The 15441-nt window shown below is 71.7% G+C and carries 12 protein-coding genes; 4 read left to right on the forward strand and 8 right to left on the reverse strand.

The features are described from left to right. Positions 1-51: 51 nt before the first annotated feature. Together SALPAC6_RS0111215 and SALPAC6_RS0111220 are read right to left on the reverse strand one after the other, a co-directional pair. A complete protein-coding gene (locus SALPAC6_RS0111215) occupies positions 52-1221 on the reverse strand; it encodes a sensor histidine kinase (RefSeq protein ID WP_018253509.1) in 1170 nt (389 codons plus the stop codon). Beyond that, a complete protein-coding gene (locus tag SALPAC6_RS0111220; RefSeq protein WP_018253510.1) occupies positions 1218-1886 on the reverse strand; it encodes a response regulator transcription factor in 669 nt (222 codons plus the stop codon). The genes SALPAC6_RS0111215 and SALPAC6_RS0111220 overlap by 4 nt, the downstream gene beginning before the upstream one ends. Positions 1887-2112: 226 nt before the next feature. Here SALPAC6_RS0111220 and SALPAC6_RS0111225 point away from each other — a divergent pair, with 226 nt between their 5' ends. Further along, on the forward strand, positions 2113-3948 hold the full coding sequence (locus SALPAC6_RS0111225) for a hypothetical protein (RefSeq protein WP_018253511.1): 1836 nt from the start codon (positions 2113-2115) through the stop codon (positions 3946-3948). Here SALPAC6_RS0111225 and SALPAC6_RS0111230 read toward each other — a convergent pair. Further along, positions 3945-5858: a glycosyltransferase family protein gene (locus tag SALPAC6_RS0111230; RefSeq protein ID WP_026189557.1), complete on the reverse strand. Its 1914-nt coding sequence runs from the start codon at positions 5856-5858 to the stop codon at positions 3945-3947. The genes SALPAC6_RS0111225 and SALPAC6_RS0111230 overlap by 4 nt on opposite strands. A 124-nt stretch (positions 5859-5982) precedes the next feature. Here SALPAC6_RS0111230 and SALPAC6_RS0111235 point away from each other — a divergent pair, with 124 nt between their 5' ends. After that, positions 5983-7176 (forward strand): hypothetical protein, encoded by a 1194-nt coding sequence (locus SALPAC6_RS0111235; protein ID WP_026189558.1) that lies wholly within the window; start codon positions 5983-5985, stop codon positions 7174-7176. Between the two features lie 153 nt (positions 7177-7329). On the opposite strand, the gene dxs is transcribed toward SALPAC6_RS0111235, so the two are convergent. From dxs to SALPAC6_RS0111250, 3 genes are all read right to left on the reverse strand, one after another. Next, positions 7330-9312 carry a 1-deoxy-D-xylulose-5-phosphate synthase gene (dxs, locus tag SALPAC6_RS0111240; protein WP_018253514.1) on the reverse strand — a complete coding sequence of 661 codons (1983 nt, stop codon included), beginning with the start codon at positions 9310-9312 and terminating at the stop codon, positions 7330-7332. Positions 9313-9405: 93 nt separating this feature from the next. Continuing rightward, positions 9406-10659, reverse strand: a complete 1254-nt coding sequence (locus tag SALPAC6_RS0111245) for a class I SAM-dependent RNA methyltransferase (RefSeq protein ID WP_018253515.1) — start codon at positions 10657-10659, stop codon at positions 9406-9408. Continuing rightward, the gene (locus SALPAC6_RS0111250) at positions 10656-12737 is read right to left on the reverse strand and encodes an APC family permease (protein ID WP_018253516.1); all 2082 of its coding nucleotides are present in this window, start codon (positions 12735-12737) and stop codon (positions 10656-10658) included. Before SALPAC6_RS0111250 ends, SALPAC6_RS0111245 begins: the two co-directional genes overlap by 4 nt. Before the next feature lie 162 nt (positions 12738-12899). On the opposite strand from SALPAC6_RS0111250, the gene SALPAC6_RS0111255 reads away from it, so the two are divergent. Together SALPAC6_RS0111255 and SALPAC6_RS0111260 are read left to right on the forward strand one after the other, a co-directional pair. After that, on the forward strand, positions 12900-13565 hold the full coding sequence (locus SALPAC6_RS0111255; RefSeq protein WP_026189559.1) for a potassium channel family protein: 666 nt from the start codon (positions 12900-12902) through the stop codon (positions 13563-13565). 2 nt (positions 13566-13567) lie between these two features. Next, positions 13568-14257 (forward strand): potassium channel family protein, encoded by a 690-nt coding sequence (locus tag SALPAC6_RS0111260; RefSeq protein ID WP_018253518.1) that lies wholly within the window; start codon positions 13568-13570, stop codon positions 14255-14257. Positions 14258-14272: 15 nt separating this feature from the next. Here SALPAC6_RS0111260 and SALPAC6_RS0111265 read toward each other — a convergent pair whose 3' ends face one another. Further along, positions 14273-14953, reverse strand: a complete 681-nt coding sequence (locus SALPAC6_RS0111265) for a DUF3159 domain-containing protein (protein WP_018253519.1) — start codon at positions 14951-14953, stop codon at positions 14273-14275. After that, entirely contained in the window at positions 14950-15330 is a 381-nt protein-coding gene (locus SALPAC6_RS0111270) for an OB-fold nucleic acid binding domain-containing protein (RefSeq protein WP_025618824.1), read from the reverse strand. The genes SALPAC6_RS0111265 and SALPAC6_RS0111270 overlap by 4 nt, the downstream gene beginning before the upstream one ends. Positions 15331-15441: the final 111 nt, after the last annotated feature.

Genomic DNA, 15441 nt, shown 5'->3' on the forward strand with positions numbered 1-15441 from the left:
AAGTCAGCACTGCTGTACATCAATACGGTGATAGATCAGTACTGCCGTACGTCACCGAGTAACGGCGGGACCCGGCCCATCTGCTGCCGGCAGCGTCACCGTCACCTCCAAGCCACCGCCCGGCTGTGCGATCGTCTGCACCACGCCACCGTGCGCGTCGCAGACGGCCCGGACGATGGAGAGCCCCAGACCAGAACCCCGGGCACCGGTCCGTTCCCGGCCACCCCGCCGGAACGGCTCGAACAGCCCCGGCACATCGGCCTGGTCCACCTCAAAGCCGGTGTTGCCCACCACCAGCCAGGACCGCCGGCCATCCGAACCGGTCCGGACCCAGAGCTGGCCGTGCAGATGGTTGTAGCGCACCGCATTCTCGACCAGGTTCCCGGCGAGCCGGTCGAGCAGCCCGGGGTCGCCGACCACCGGTGCCGGCTCGAGTGAGGTCTCCACCCGCAGACCGATCCGCTCCACCTCCCGGCGTACCGCCGTCAACGCGTTGGCGGTGCCGGCAGCCAGGTCACACTCCGTCCGTCGGGCGAGGCGATGGCCGGCCTGCGCCTCGCTGCGGGCCAGCACCAACAGCGCGTCCACCAGGCCGTTGGCCCGCTCCGAGGCATCCCTAACCACAGTGGACATCCGGCGATACTCGGCAATGTCCGCCTCGTCGTCGCTGAGCGTCACGTCGATCTCGGTACGCATCACGGCGAGCGGGGTCCGCAGCTCATGTGAGGCGTTGGCGACGAAGCGCTTCTGCGCGTCGAAGGCGACCGCGATCCGGTCCAGCATCGCATCGAAGGTCTGCGCCAGCTCGGCCACCTCGTCGTCCGCACCCGAGTAGCCGATGCGCTGATCGAGAGTGGTCTCGCCGAGCCGTCGGGCCGTGGCGGTGACCTGGTAGAGCGGGCGCAGTGCCCGGCCCGCGACCAGGTAGCCACCGGCCACCCCGACCACGCTGATCGCCAGCAGCGCCGCCAACCCTTTGGCCAGCAGTTCTCGGCTCGCCGTCTCGCCCAGCTGCCGCTGCCACTCGGCGGCGTCCAGGAAACGACCGTCGGCCAGCACCACCGTCGTCCCGGAAAGCAGCTCGTCGGTGGGGCGCAGCGCGTCGCGGACCAGCAGCCAGGCCAGCAGCACCAGGATCAGCCCGGCGCCCACCAGCAGCAATCCGTTGAGCAGGGTCAACCGCAGGCGCAGGGTGGGCCGCATGCCACGGCCGGCGGTCACGCCGCCGCCCCGGCCACACGGTAGCCGGCACCGACCACGGTCTCGATCAGCGGTGGGTCGCCGAGCTTACGCCGCAGCGTGCGCACGGTGACCCGGACGATGGTCGTGAACGGGTCGGTGTTCGCGTCCCAGACCCGTTCCAGCAGCTCCTCGCTGGAGACCACCGCACCGCCGGCCTTGACCAGTTCGCGCAGCACACCAAACTCCTTGTTGGTCAGGTCCAGCGGCACCTCGGCCCGGGTGGCTGTCCGCCGAGCCGGGTCGAGCACCAGGTCGGCCACCGCCAGCACCGGCGGAGCGGCCGGGGTGGCGCGGCGGCCCAACGCCTGCACCCGGGCGACCAGCTCGTCGAAGGCGAACGGTTTGGGCAGGTAGTCGTCCGCGCCCAGCTGCAGCCCCTCGACCCGGTCGGCGACCGTCCCGCTGGCGGTCAACATCAGCACCCGGGTCAGGGTGCCGGAGGCGGCCAGCTCAGCGCAGATCTGATCGCCGGGCACGCCGGGCAGGTCCCGGTCGAGCACCACCACGTCGTACCGGGTGACGAAGGCCATCTCGTGCCCGCTGTCACCGTCGTACGCGACATCCACCGCCATGCCGCGCTTGCGCAACCCCCGCGTGATCGCGTCGGCGAGGTTGCGTTCGTCCTCGACAACCAGTACCCGCATCGCAGCCCTCCTCGCGCCTGAACTCCCCGACAACCTAGTGCTTCACCGCCAGCGACGACGTGGGTGCACGAGCGAGGGTGCAGCAGCCCGGCGCCAAGCTCGGACCAGCGCACGACCGGGGTGGGGCACCGCACGACCGGGGCGGGACAGCCCGCGACCAAGAGTGACCGGGGCCGGCGGATCCACGCCAGAGCCGCCGGTACGATGGCGCGTCGTGCCCGCGCCGATGGTTGACTCCGTGCCACAGACCAGCACCCCTACCTCCACTGTGATGGAAGCACCGAACCGGCGTTCCCGATGGCGTCCCGCCCGCGCCGATGTCCTGGCCATCGGCGTCTACCTGGCCCTCGGCCTACTGGTCTGCCTCAACCACTGGGGGGACATACCCAACCGGGTCTCCGCCCACCTGCCGACCGACCACAGCTGGTTCGAGTGGCTCTTCGCGCACGGGGCGTACTCGGTGCGGCACCTGGAGAACCCGCTCTTCAGCACGCGCCAGAACGCCCCGGTCGGGGTGAACATGATGGCGAACACGTCACTACTCGGGGTGACCCTGCCGCTGGCGCCGCTGACCATGCTGGTCGGCCCCCAGGTGACGTACGTGCTGTACCTCGGCGCCGCGCTGGCCGCCACCGCCGGCACCTCCTACTGGGTGCTCTCCCGGCACCTGGTGCGCTCCCGGGCCGCCGCGTTCGTCGGTGGCGCGTTCCTGGGCTTCGCACCCGGCGTCGTGCACCACGCCAACGGCCAGCCCAACTTCGCCTCCAACTTCCTGCTCCCGCTGATCGTGCTCCGCGTGCTACGGCTCGGCGAGCCCGGCCGCTGGCGGCGCAACGGCATCCTGCTCGGCCTGCTGGTGGCGTACCAGATCTTCATCAACGAGGAGATGCTGCTGCTCACGGCGCTGGCCTGCCTCGTCGTCGTCGCCACGTACGCGGTGCTGCGGCCGGTGGCCGCCCGGCGGCAGGCCGGCACCTTCGCCGCCGCCCTCGGCACCGGCGGTGGCCTGGCGCTGCTGCTCACCGCGTACCCGATCTGGTTCCAGTTCAACGGTCCGCAGTCCTACCGCGGCCTACAGGGCGGTGTCTTCCACGGCTGGGGCGAGGACCTGAAGGCCTTTGTCACCTTTCCCCGCGACACCCTGGCCGGAGACGCCGCGGTGGAGCAGACGATCGGCGTGACCGAGCAGAACAGCTGGTTCGGCTGGCCGCTGGTGATCCTGGCCGTGGTGGCCCTCCTGCTGCTGGTCCGCCGCAGCCTGGTGGCGCGCATCCTGGCGGTACTGACGGTGGTGTTCACGGTGGCCTCCCTGGGCCCGGCGATCCGCTTCGACGGCGTCGAGACCGACATCAACGGCCCGTGGGCGTACGTGTCGGAGGACCTGCCGCTGGTCGAGATGATGATGCCGACCCGGTTGAGCCTGATCGTGGCCGCCGCGATCGGGATCCTGCTCGCCGTCGCGTGGGACGCCATCTCCGGGACCGGTCGGCCACCGGTGCCCGCGCAGCGCTCCGGCACTCCACCGCGGTTCCCACGGCGGTGGCGGCGCCCGGTCGGCTACGCGGCCATCACGCTGGCCCTGCTGCCGCTGATCCCCCGGCCGCTGCCGGTGGAGGCGGTGGCGCCCCCACCGCACTTCATCACCGCCGGTGGCTGGCGGCCGTACGTGCCCGAGGGGCGCACCCTGGTCCCGGTACCGATCCCGAGTAACGTGCATGGCCTCTCCACGCTGCGCTGGAGTGCGCTGACCCAGCACGAGTTCCCCGTTCCCGGTGGATACTTCATCGGCCCCAACGAGCAGGGGGAAGGGATCTTCGGGGCGGACAGCCGGCCGACAACCCGACTCATCTACTCCACGATGGGCAAGAACGCCACACCGAACATCACCGACGCCGAGCGGCGGCAGGCGATCGAGGACCTGCGGTACTGGCAGGCCTCGGTGGTGGTGCTCGGCGCCCACCCCCGGGAGGCGGTGCTGCGCGACCTGATGACCTCGCTGCTCGGCACACCACAGCGGGTGGACGACGTCTGGCTCTGGGACGTCCGTCCCCTGGTCGGCTAGGCGGCGGCCGGCGACGGGTCCGTCAGCGCGCGGACGTCCCACATCCAGACGTCCAGTTCACGCGTGCCGGGGCCGACCAGTTCCTCGACGGTCAGCCGCAGCGGCTCCGCGTGGTGCTGGTCCACCGGTAGGACCAGGATCGCGGCCCGCCAGTGCCGCAGGTCGTCCAGGGCCCGCCGGTGCTGCCGGTCGTCGAGTTGCGGCGTACGTCCGGTCCTGGCGACCTCGCTGAGCAGTTCCCCGAGACCACTGGGGCGGCCGCCGAACCGACCGGGGTCGCCGGTGTTGGCGTTGCGCGGCGCCAGAAAGTAGCCACCGGGAATCTTGAAGTCGAGGTTGACGGCGGCGGCCCAGCGCATGCCGTGGGTGTTGCCCATGCTCGGCACCGGAATGGGCACCAGCGTCTGGTCCTCCGCCACGTAGCCACGCCACCGGTCGGCGGTGATGAATTCCGGCACCGCCGGTCGGGAGGTCACCGCCAGCGGCATGGGCGCGATCGGCAACAACGCCAGCGCCAGCCCGGCGGCGGTGCGCAGCCGCAGGGTACGCCGGGGCATTGGCAGCCCCCGGGACCGGTCGACCGCGAGCGTCAGCAACAGCCCGACGGTGACGGTGGTGATGAGCCCGAACCGGGTCGGCACCACCGCGTCCAGCAGCGGCAGCCGGACCAGCCACTCCCACGGTCCGACCCCGATCTCCTGCCCCCACCACGAGATCCGCTCGCCGAGGGAGAGCACCGCGAAGAAGATCCCGGTCGCCGCGAGGGCCCGCACGACCACGTCGCGGCGCAGCCACAGGACAATGCCGACGGCGATCAGGGAGAGGCTCCAGCCGAAGAAGGCGTTCTCCTCCGAGTAGTTCGGGGCGAGGCCGGTGTTGGCCGCGTCGTCCCCACCCAGGGTGGGCGAGCCCGGGGCGACGAACGCGGCGATGTCGTTGCCGTAGTCCCGGACCGCGTCACTGAGCCCGTGGTACGCCATCGGGCCGGCGAACTGCACGTAGAGCGGGTACGCCAGCAGCGCGCCCGCCACCGCCGTACAGGTGGCGAGCGACTTCGCCATCGGCCGCCACGCCGCCCGCCACAGTTCGGGGCGCTGCGCCAGCACGGCGGCGAGGAAGACCCCGCACGCCATCGCGGTGAAGAGCAGGATCTCCTCGTTGATGAACGCCTGCACGGTCACCAGCAGGGCGAGCAGCAGGCCGTCGCGGTACGGACGCTGGGACCGGGTGATGACGAGCACCCGCCACACGATGAACGGCAGCAGGAACTGACTGATGATGTTGGGATGCCAGTTGGCGTGCGACAGCATCGCCGGGGAGAACCCGCAGAACCAGCCGCCGACCGCTGCCGCCAGTCGACTGCGCACGAGGTGTCGGCTGAGCACCACGTACCAGGCGGTCGCGGTGCCGGCGAGCCCGAGGGTGACCAGCAGCACGAAGGTCACCGCCGGGCCGAAGAGGAGCGTCACCGGCACCATCGGGATGCCCAACGCGAGGATGGCCGTGTTGGCCATCAGATTGACCCCGTCCGGGTAGTTGAACTGCTCGGTGAAGAACGGGAACTCCCCGTGGAGCACCACCCGCACCGAGTGCGCCAGAAAGAACTGCACCTGCGCCGGGTCACTGCTGTAGAGCGCCGCCACCCGGCCGGTCGGGTCGACCCAGATCTGGCTGGTCACCCAGAGCGCGGCGAGCAGGAAGCCGCCAACCACCACCGAGTGCTGCCGTCGGGGCGTCCAGGACGGCAGCCGGAGCCGCCGGCGACCTGGGACCGTCACCGGCGGGGCGGGTTTTGGCTTCCGGTCCCCCGCAGCGGCACCGTTCAGGGGGAACGCACTCGCGCTGTGGTGATCGCCCGACTCGGACGAGGCCACGGTGGCAGGGTCGGCGCGGGTGTCAGGAGGCGTCACAATCGGCGGAGTCTACCGGAGCGGAAATCACACGAAAGCCATCACACGATCCCTTGTGGGTGGTGCTGGTCGGCACCGTGCCGTCTCGTACCATTGCGGTTCGCAGGAGACGGAGGAGCCAAAGGTGCTTGCAGCCCGCCGGACCGGCAGGACGACCGCCGCTGCGTTGACCCTGGTGGTGACCCTGGCCGGCTGCGGAGCGGTCGCCGACCGGGTACCGGGTGGCCTGTCGGTGGGGCATGAGAGCCGGGACGGCTCGCTCACCGTCTGGCCGGCCCGCGGCTCCCTCGCCGACGAGGCCGCGACGACGACGGCGGTGACCGAGGCGGTCCGCGCCTGGCGGTCGCCGCTCGGCGACCGAGCGTACCTACCCACCTCCGGCATCCTCTGGGTCGGTGAGGTCGACGACGCGCCGCTCGCCCTGGTCGCCGCGGATGTTCCCGGTACGGGTGCCTCCTGGCTGCTCCAGGTCACCGGGGAGGACGGGCACCACACCGTCACCCACGCCGTCGAGCACACCGATCCCGGCTACCTGGTCTACTCCGATGTGCTCCCGGTCCACACCGACGCGGGTCGCCGCTACCTGGTCTCTGCCCGGGTCACCGACCTGACCGGTCCGGATGGCCAGGCGGTGACCATCGAGGGGGGTCTGAGCACACCGGTGGCGGTGCCGCCCTGCTCCGCGGTCCCGGTCACCGCCACCCTGCGCGCCACCGAGTCGCCGCCGCGGGGGCGCACCGCCGAACGCTTCCTCGACCTCGGCACCGGCCTGGACGCGCCACGCGGCCCGCTGGTACGGGATGGGTCCGGCTCCGGACGGCAGGCCCTGGCCGGGTTGGACACCTGCGCGCTCGCCGGCGACCAGGGGCCGTTCGGCAGCATCCAACGCCAGTTCGGGAGCCGGAAGTCGGCGCTCTCGGTGCCGGCCTCCTGGCCGATGGCAGGGCTGACCCTCCGGACGGTCGGCGAGGGCCCGCTCGGTGCCGGCCCGCCCGGTGCGGTGCAGCAACTCACCTGGGACACGGCCGACGACGAGATGACAGCGGTGCTGTACCGGCCGGCCACCGGCGGCGCAGCGATGATGTCAGCCGCCGACCGGGCCGCGCCACTTCAGGCGTACGTCCTGCCCGTGGCGGGGCAGCGGCTGGGCGTGTTGAGCTGGCAGCCGGCTCCGGAGGACTCGCTGTCGGTCCCGGCCGGCACATCCCCACTCGTTGACCGCCCGGGCCTGACGATCCTGCCCCTGACTGACGAAGAGGTCACGGTGAGCCTGGCGACCAGCGCGGAGACCCACTACCGTTCCCTGCCCGCTCCGTAGTAACGCCTGGGGGCGCGCCGGTTGCGGTGCCGCCGTTTGTGGTGCCGTTCGGACGGCGACATCCGACCTAGTAACGCCTGTGCGGCGCTGTCCGACGTGATGCCGCGGTGCGGGTGGGCGACAGCGGGCGGCCGCCGTCGCCCACCCGCACCGTCACTTCGGTGCGGGGGCCTCCCGCAGCGTGACGATCGGCTCCACCTGGTCGGTGACCAGCTCCTTCTCGTTGCCGGCGGCGTCAATGTCACGCCGGGAGATCCAGCCGGTGACGTCGCGGGCCACGTCCTGGGCGGTCAGGCCGAGGTCGGCGAGAATCTGGGCACGGGTGCCGTACGGGTGCCAGTCGACCGGCACGCCCAGGTCCTTCACCGGCACCTCGACGTCGGCGTCCCGCATCGCCTGGGCGATGGCGTCGCCCACGCCGCCGGCCCGAACCCCGTCCTCCACGACGACCACGAGTCGATGCCCGGCGGCCAACTCCACCAGCTCGGCCGGGACCGGCCGGACCCAGCGCGGGTCAACCACGGTCACGCCGTAGCCCTGCTCGCCGACTCGGGCGGCGACCTCCACGCCGAGGCCGGCGAAGGAGCCGACCGCGACCAACAGCACGTCGGCGCGGGCCGACTCGGCGAGCACGTCCACCGGACCGACCCGGCGCAGCGCCGGCAGGTCGGCGGCGACGGAACCGGTCGGGAAGCGGACGATGGTGGGACCGTCGTCCACGGCGACCGCCTCGCGCAACTCCTCGCGGAGGGTGGCGGCGTCCCGGGGGGCGGCGATCCGCAGGCCCGGCACCACCCCAAAGATGGACATATCCCACATGCCGTAGTGGCTGGGCCCGTCCGGGCCGGTGATCCCGGCTCGGTCCAGCACGAAGGTCACCGGCAGCTTGTGCATCGCCACGTCCAGCAGGACCTGGTCGAATGCCCGGTTGAGGAAGGTCGCGTAGACCGCGACCACCGGGTGCAGACCGCCCAGCGCCAGCCCCGCCGCCGAGGTGGCGGCGTGCTGCTCGGCGATGCCCACGTCGTAGGTGCGCTCCGGGTACTTCCGGGCCAGCTTGGCGATGCCGGTCGGCTCGGCCATCGCGGCGGTGATTCCCACCACATCCGGCCGCTCGTCGGCGATCGCCACCAGCTCCTCGGCGAAGACGTGGGTCCACTTCACCGACGGCGCGGCGGTCGCCTTACCGGTCTCGGTGTCGAAGGCACCGGGGCTGTGGAAGCAGTCCGCCTCGTCCTCCTCGGCCGGACGGTAGCCGTAGCCCTTGCGGGTGACCGCGTGCACGATCACCGGACCGCCGAAGTTCTTCGCCGCGCGCAGCGCCCCCTCGACCGCCGCGATGTCGTGCCCGTCAACCGGGCCGACGTACTTGACGCCGAGGTCCTCGAACATCGCCTGCGGCGCGACCGCGTCCTTGATGCCCCGCTTGACCGCGTGCAGCACCTCGTACATCGGTCGGCCGACCAGCGGGGTCGAGCCCAGCGCCTCCCGGACCGTGTCCAGCACCCGCTCGTAGCCGGGGTTCAGGCGCAGCGTCGAGAGGTGGTCGGCGAGTCCGCCAATGGTCGGCGAGTAGGAGCGGCCGTTGTCGTTGACCACGATCACCAGCGGGTTGCGGGCGGTCGCGATGTTGTTCAACGCCTCCCAGCACATACCGCCGGTCAGCGCGCCGTCGCCGACCACGGCCGCCACGGCCCGGGACTCACCCCGCAGCGCGTACGCCTTCGCCAGCCCGTCGGCGTAGGAAAGGACGGTGGAGGCGTGCGAGTTCTCGATCAGGTCGTGCTCGCTCTCGGCCTGGCTCGGATAGCCAGCGAGCCCACCGCGCTGGCGCAGCTTGTCGAAGCCACCCTGCCGTCCGGTGAGAATCTTGTGTACGTAGGCCTGGTGGCCGGTGTCGAACAGGATCCGGTCCCGGGGGGAGTCGAAGACCCGGTGCAGCGCGAGGGTCAGCTCCACCACCCCCAGGTTGGGGCCGATGTGCCCGCCGGTGCGGGAGACCTTGGCCACCAGAAAGTCCCGGATTTCGGCGGCGAGGATGTCCAGCTGCTCGGTGGACATCCGCTTGATGTCCTGCGGACCGCTGACGGCGGCCAGCAGCCCCGGTTGGTTTGCCGGGTCCCGTTCAACACTCATGACCGGAGAGTCTATCGGCCGGGCGACAGCTCGCAGTCCGGTCGGGAGCACCCGGAACGGTCCGCGGGGACGCCGGCAACGCTGAGCTGACAGTCAGGTTTCGCTCCGTTGCTGGTACGGCGGGGCGGGCGGCAGCAACAACCCCACCAGCTCCACGTGCTGGGTCATCGGAAAGAGGTCGAAGCCGCGCAGCGCGGCGAGCCGCCAGCCCAGCTCGGCGAAGCCGCGGACGTCCCGGGCAAAGGCGGCCGGGTCGCAGGCCACGTACGCCACCGCGCGCGCTCCGGCGGCGGCCACCGCCCGCACCACCCGGGCTCCGGCCCCCGAGCGGGGCGGATCGAGCACCACCAGGTCCACCGGCGCGGTGAGGCGCCCCCGGTCCAGCACCGGGGCGACCCGGCCCGAGATGATGCCGACCTGTGGCAGGTCCCGCAGGTTCTCCCGGGCCGCGGCGATGCCGGCCCCGGCGGCCTCAACGAGGGTGACCCGACCGGTGACACCGACCCGCTCCGCCAGCGCGGCGGCGAAGAGGCCGGCCCCGCCGTACAGGTCCCAGGCGGTCTCCCCCGGTCGCGGGTCGAGCTGCGCCAACACCGCGTTGACCAGGGTGTCCGCCGCCGCCGGGTGGACCTGCCAGAACGCCGACGGGGGCAGCGTCCACCGGCGGCCGACGGCCTCTTCGCGGACCCGTTCCGGCCCGCTCACCGGCCGCGCCACCCCGTCGGCGACGGCGGTCACGGTCACATCCCCGCCGGTCGAGGCGACCGACTCGACGGCCTCCGCGTCCGGCCACCGTGCGGGGCCGAGCACCGGCAGTTGCTGAATCGCCGGGTGGGCGATCCGGCACCGGTCGATCGGCACCACCTCGTACGAGCGGTGCTTGAGCAGGCCGGCCCGACCGGCGCCGTCAACGGTGTAGCGCACCCGGGAACGCCAGCCCAGCGACCCGCCCGGCAGCGCCTCGACCTGGATGCCCAGCGCGTCCAGCTCCCCGCCGGTCAGCCCGCCCAGTCGGGTGAGTTGCTCGCGGATCACTCCCGCCTTCCAGGTCAGCTGCGCCTCGGGGGATACGTGCTGCAGGTCACAGCCACCACAACGGCCGGGCTTCGCGTACGGGCAGGGGGGCTCCACCCGCTCCGGCGCGGCCTCCAGCACCGTCACCGCGTCGGCCCGGACGAAGCCGCGATGCACCTCGGTGACCTCGGCCACCACCTGCTCGCCGGGCAGCGCGTGCCGGACGAAGACCACCTGGCCGGCCACCCGGGCGACGCAGTGCCCGCCCGGGGCCACCGCCCCGACGGTCAACTCGACCCGCTCGGCCTCCGCCAACCCCTCGTCGCCGGTCACCGGCCACCTCCGTCGGACGGGTCCGGGCCGCTCCTCGGTGGCGGGGCGGGGACTGTTGGCGGGGCGTTTGTTGGCTCCGGGCCGCGGGAGGTCACCCGGGGACCGCGGGCCGGTCCTCGGCTCAGCGTCTCGTCCAGCCGGTCCAGATCCTTGCCCTCGGTCGAGGCGAGCTGCCACGGCACGCTGGTGACCATCACTCCCGGTTCGAAGAGCAGCCGACCCTTGAGCCGCAGTGCGCTCTGGTTGTGCAAGAGGTTCTCCCACCAGTGGCCGACCACGTATTCGGGGATGAAGACGGTGACCACGTCGCGGGGCGAGGACCGCCGGATGCCGGCCACGTAGTCGAGGACCGGTCGGGTGATCTCCCGGTACGGCGAGTCGATCACGGTCAGTGCGACCGGCACGTCCCGCCGTTCCCACTCGGCCTGCAACCGACGGGTGTCCTTGTCGTCCACGTTCACCGTCACCGCGGTCAGGCTGTCCGGCCGGGTGACCTGCGCGTAGGCGATCGCCCGCAGGGTCGGCTGGTGCACCTTGCTGACCAGCACGACCGCGTGGTTACGGGCCGGTTTCACCGGCCGCCCCTCGTCGGGGATGAGCTCGACGGAGACCCGGTCGTAGTGCCGACGGATCCCCAGCATCACCAGGTAGATCATGACCATCGCGGCGATGGCGATCCACGCGCCGAGCAGGAATTTCGTGACGACCACGATCACCAGCACGGCGGCGGTCATCGCCATGCCGAAGCTGTTGATCGCCCGGGAGCGGATCATCTGCCGGCGGACCTGCTGGTCGCGTTCGACCCGAAGGTACCGGTTCCAGTGTCGGATCATGCCGGCCTGGGAAAGGGTGAACGAGACGAAGACGCCGACGATGTAGAGCTGGATCAGCTTGGTCACCTCGGCCTGGAAGCCGATGATCAGCACGATCGCGAAGCCGGCCAGGAAGAGGATGCCGTTGGAGAACGCCAGCCGGTCCCCCCGGGTATGCAGCTGCCGGGGCAGGTAGCGGTCCTGGGCGAGGATCGACCCGAGCACCGGGAAGCCGGTGAACGCGGTGTTCGCGGCCAGGAAGAGGATCAGGGCGGTAACGCCGACGACCACGAACAGCAGCAGCGATCCGGAGCCGAAGATGGTCTCGCCGAGCTGCGCGGTGACGGTCTTCTGCACGTACCCGTCGGGGCCGGCGACGATCTGCCGGGCCGGGTCCTCCACGAACTGTAGGCCGGTCAGCCGGGCCAGCCAGACGATGCCGACCAGCATGGTCACCGCCACCGCACCGAGCATGAGCAGGGTGGTCGCCGCGTTGCGGCTCTTCGGTGCCCGGAAGGCGGGCACCCCGTTGGAGATCGTCTCGACGCCGGTGAGCGCGGCACAGCCAGAGGAGAAGCTCCGCAGCAGCAGGAAGACCATCGCCCACCCGGTCGTGTCGCTCCACTCGGTGGCGATGACCAGGTCCGCGCTGGGAGCACGCAGGTCGTGGCCGAGCAGCACCACCCGGACCAGCCCGGTGAGGATCATGCCGACGATAACGATCATGAAGCCGTAGGTGGGGATGGCGAAGGTGGTGCCGGACTCCTTGATCCCCCGCAGGTTGACGGCGGCGAGCAGCACCACCGCGGCGACGGCCACCGCCACCTTGTGGGTGGCCACGAAGGGGATCACCGCGCCCAGGTTCGCCACCCCGGACGCGACCGACACCGCGACGGTCAACACGTAGTCGACCAGGAGGGCGCTGGCCACACCGAGGCCGGCGCGGCGCCCCAGGTTGACCGTGACCACCTCGTAGTCGCCGCCGCCGGACGGGTAGGCGTGCACGTTCTGGCGGTAGCTCGCCACCACGGCGAGCATCACCACGACCACCGCCAGGGCGATCCACGGCGAGAAGACGAACGCCGAGGCCCCGGCGAACGAGAGCATCAGCAGGATCTCGTCGGGGGCGTACGCCACGCTGGAGAGCGCGTCGGAGGCGAAAACGGGCAGGGCGATGCGCTTGGGCAGCAGGGTGTGCTGGAGTCGGTCGGACCGGAACGGTCGACCGACGAGCAGTCGCTTCACCAGCGAGGCGGGTCGGGCCACAACCGCCAAGCGTACGACCCTCGGCCACGTCCGCGCCCGGGTGGCCGGGCACCGAGGGGCGTACTCACGGAGTACCGTCGGTCCGCGTCCGCCCCCGGGGACGTGACAGGCTCGTCCACCAGCCGCAACGGTTGGTGCGGGCGGATGTTGAGGAGGGGCACGGTGCATGTGGTGATCATGGGCTGTGGGCGGGTCGGAGCGACCCTCGCGCACGGTCTGGAGGCCCGCGGGCACTCGGTGGCGGTCGTCGACCAGAATTCCGACGCCTTCCGCCGACTCGGCCCGGACTTCGCCGGCATCACGGTGACCGGCGCCGGCTTCGACGGGGAGGTACTCCGGCAGGCCGGCATCCAGCGGGCGGACGCGTTCGCCGCCGTCTCCAGCGGCGACAACTCCAACATCATCTCCGCTCGGCTGGCTCGGGAAACCTTCGGTGTCACCCGCGTCGCGGCGCGCATCTACGACCCGCGACGGGCCCAGGTCTACGAGCGCCTCGGCATCCCGACGGTGGCCACCGTCCGGTGGACCGCCGACCGGATGCTGCGACACCTGGTGCCGGACGGCAACGAGGCGTTGTTCCGGGACCCGACGAGCACCGTCTCGATCGTGGAGGTGCCGGTGCACAAGGACTGGGTCGGCCGGCCGGTGCTGGCGCTGGAGAAGGCGACCGGCGCCCGGATGGCATACCTCACCCGGTTCGGCATCGGCATGTTGCCGACGCCGAGCACCGTCGTGCAGGAGGGTGACCAGATCTTCATGCTGGTCACCGACGACATCGTCAACGCGGTCACGTCGGTAGCGGCGCTGCCGCTGGAAGGGGGGCACTGACCATGCGGGTCGCCATCGCCGGCGCCGGAAACGTGGGCCGCTCCATCGCCCAGGAGCTGATCGGGAACGGTCACCAGGTGACGCTGATCGAGCGGCAGCCCACGATGCTCCGACCCGACCGGGTGCCAGACGCGGAGTGGGTGCTCGCCGACGCCTGTGAGCTGACCAGCCTGGAGGAGGCCGAGCTGGCCAACCGCGACGTGGTGGTCGCCGCCACCGGGGACGACAAGGTCAACCTGGTGGTCTCGCTGCTGGCCAAGACCGAGTTCGCGGTGCCCCGGGTGGTCGCCCGGATCAATCGGGCCGAGAACGAGTGGCTCTTCACCGAGCAGTGGGGGGTGGACGTGGCGGTCAGCAAGCCGCGGGTGATGGCCGCCCTGGTGGAGGAGGCGGTTACCGTCGGTGACCTGGTCCGGCTGATGACCTTCCGGCAGGGCGAGGCGAATCTGGTCGAGATCACGCTGCCGACGAGCGCCCCGTACGTCGGTCAGGCGCTGCGAGAGGTGCCGCTGCCCCGCGACGCGGCGCTGGTGGCGATCCTCCGCGGCAAGCGGGTGCTGGTGCCCAGCCCGGACGACCCGATCGAGGCCGGCGACGAGCTGATCTTCGTCTGTACGGCGGAGGTGGAGGACTCCGTCCGCACGGTGGTGCTCGGCCCGGACAGCGTCGAGCGGACCCGCCGGGCCCGCTGAGCCCGCGGCCGGCTGCTACTCGACCGGGGTCTGGGGGGCGTGGGGGGTGTGCCGGGTCACCCGACGCACCGTCCAGACCGTGATCAGCAGGAGCAGCACGTACGGCGGGTAACCAAGCACGAGCCGGGCGATGCCGAGCGCGGTGTCCTGATGGGCCAGGTAGAGCCCGGCCTGCACCCCGACCTTCGCCAGCCAGACCACTCCCCAGAGCACGGTCAGCCGGGTGAAGGTCCGCACCAGGAGCGGGTCCTGACGCCAGTCGGAGGCGCCCTTGGCCACCAGGACCGACCAGATCCAGCCGACCAGGGGCTGCCGGATCGCTGCCGAGACCAGCAGCGCCAGACCGTAACCGATGCCGTAGAGGATGCCGGGCAGGTAGAAGTCCCGCTCATCGCCGGTGCGCCAGGCGATCGCCGCGCCGATCGCGATGCCGAACAGCCCGTTCACCGCGTGCCGCACCGGCCGCCGCTGGGCCAGCCGCAGCACCGCGATGAACACCGCGACCGCCACCGCGGCGACCACCGCCGGGCGCAGCTCACCGAGGATGTTGGCGACCACGAAGACGACCACCGGGATGCTGGACTCCAGCAACCCGCGCCAGCCCCCCAGCTGGTCGGCCATCTGCTCGGCGATCGTCGGGAGCGATTCCTCCTCTCCCGTGCCCGGCTGCGCCGATGGGCGCTGTCCCGTCGTCACTTCGGCGGCTCCAACTCGTAGTACGGGTTGTAAATGACCTTACGGTCACCTCGGATGGCGACCCGGCCCCGAGCGGTCAGGTGTCGGCCCGGTTCGATGCCGGCGATGTGCCGCCGGCCCAGCCACACCAGGGTCACCACGTCGCTGCCGTCGTACAGGTCTGCCTCCAACGTCGGCTGGTTGGTCCGCGGGGTGTAGACCACGGTGCGGAGCCGGCCGGAGACCGCGACCAGTTGGCCTCGGCAGCACTGGCGGGCCGGCATGCCGCCATGCTCGGCGCTCTCCCGGAGCAGCTCCTGCGCCTCGATCTCCGCCTCGCTGGCGGTGAGCCGACGCAGCACGCGCCGCAGCGAGCCCCGTCGCTCGTCGGTCGACATGACCTCCGCGTCACCCTTTCCGGGCTGGGCCGGCCCCGCGGCCGACGGTGGAGCGGCCCACCGCACGCCGGGACCGCTCCGCCAGCGTACGCCGACGGAGTGGACCCAGCG

Origin of the sequence: Salinispora mooreana (assembly GCF_000379065.1) — a bacterium.
Classification (GTDB): domain Bacteria; phylum Actinomycetota; class Actinomycetes; order Mycobacteriales; family Micromonosporaceae; genus Micromonospora; species Micromonospora mooreana.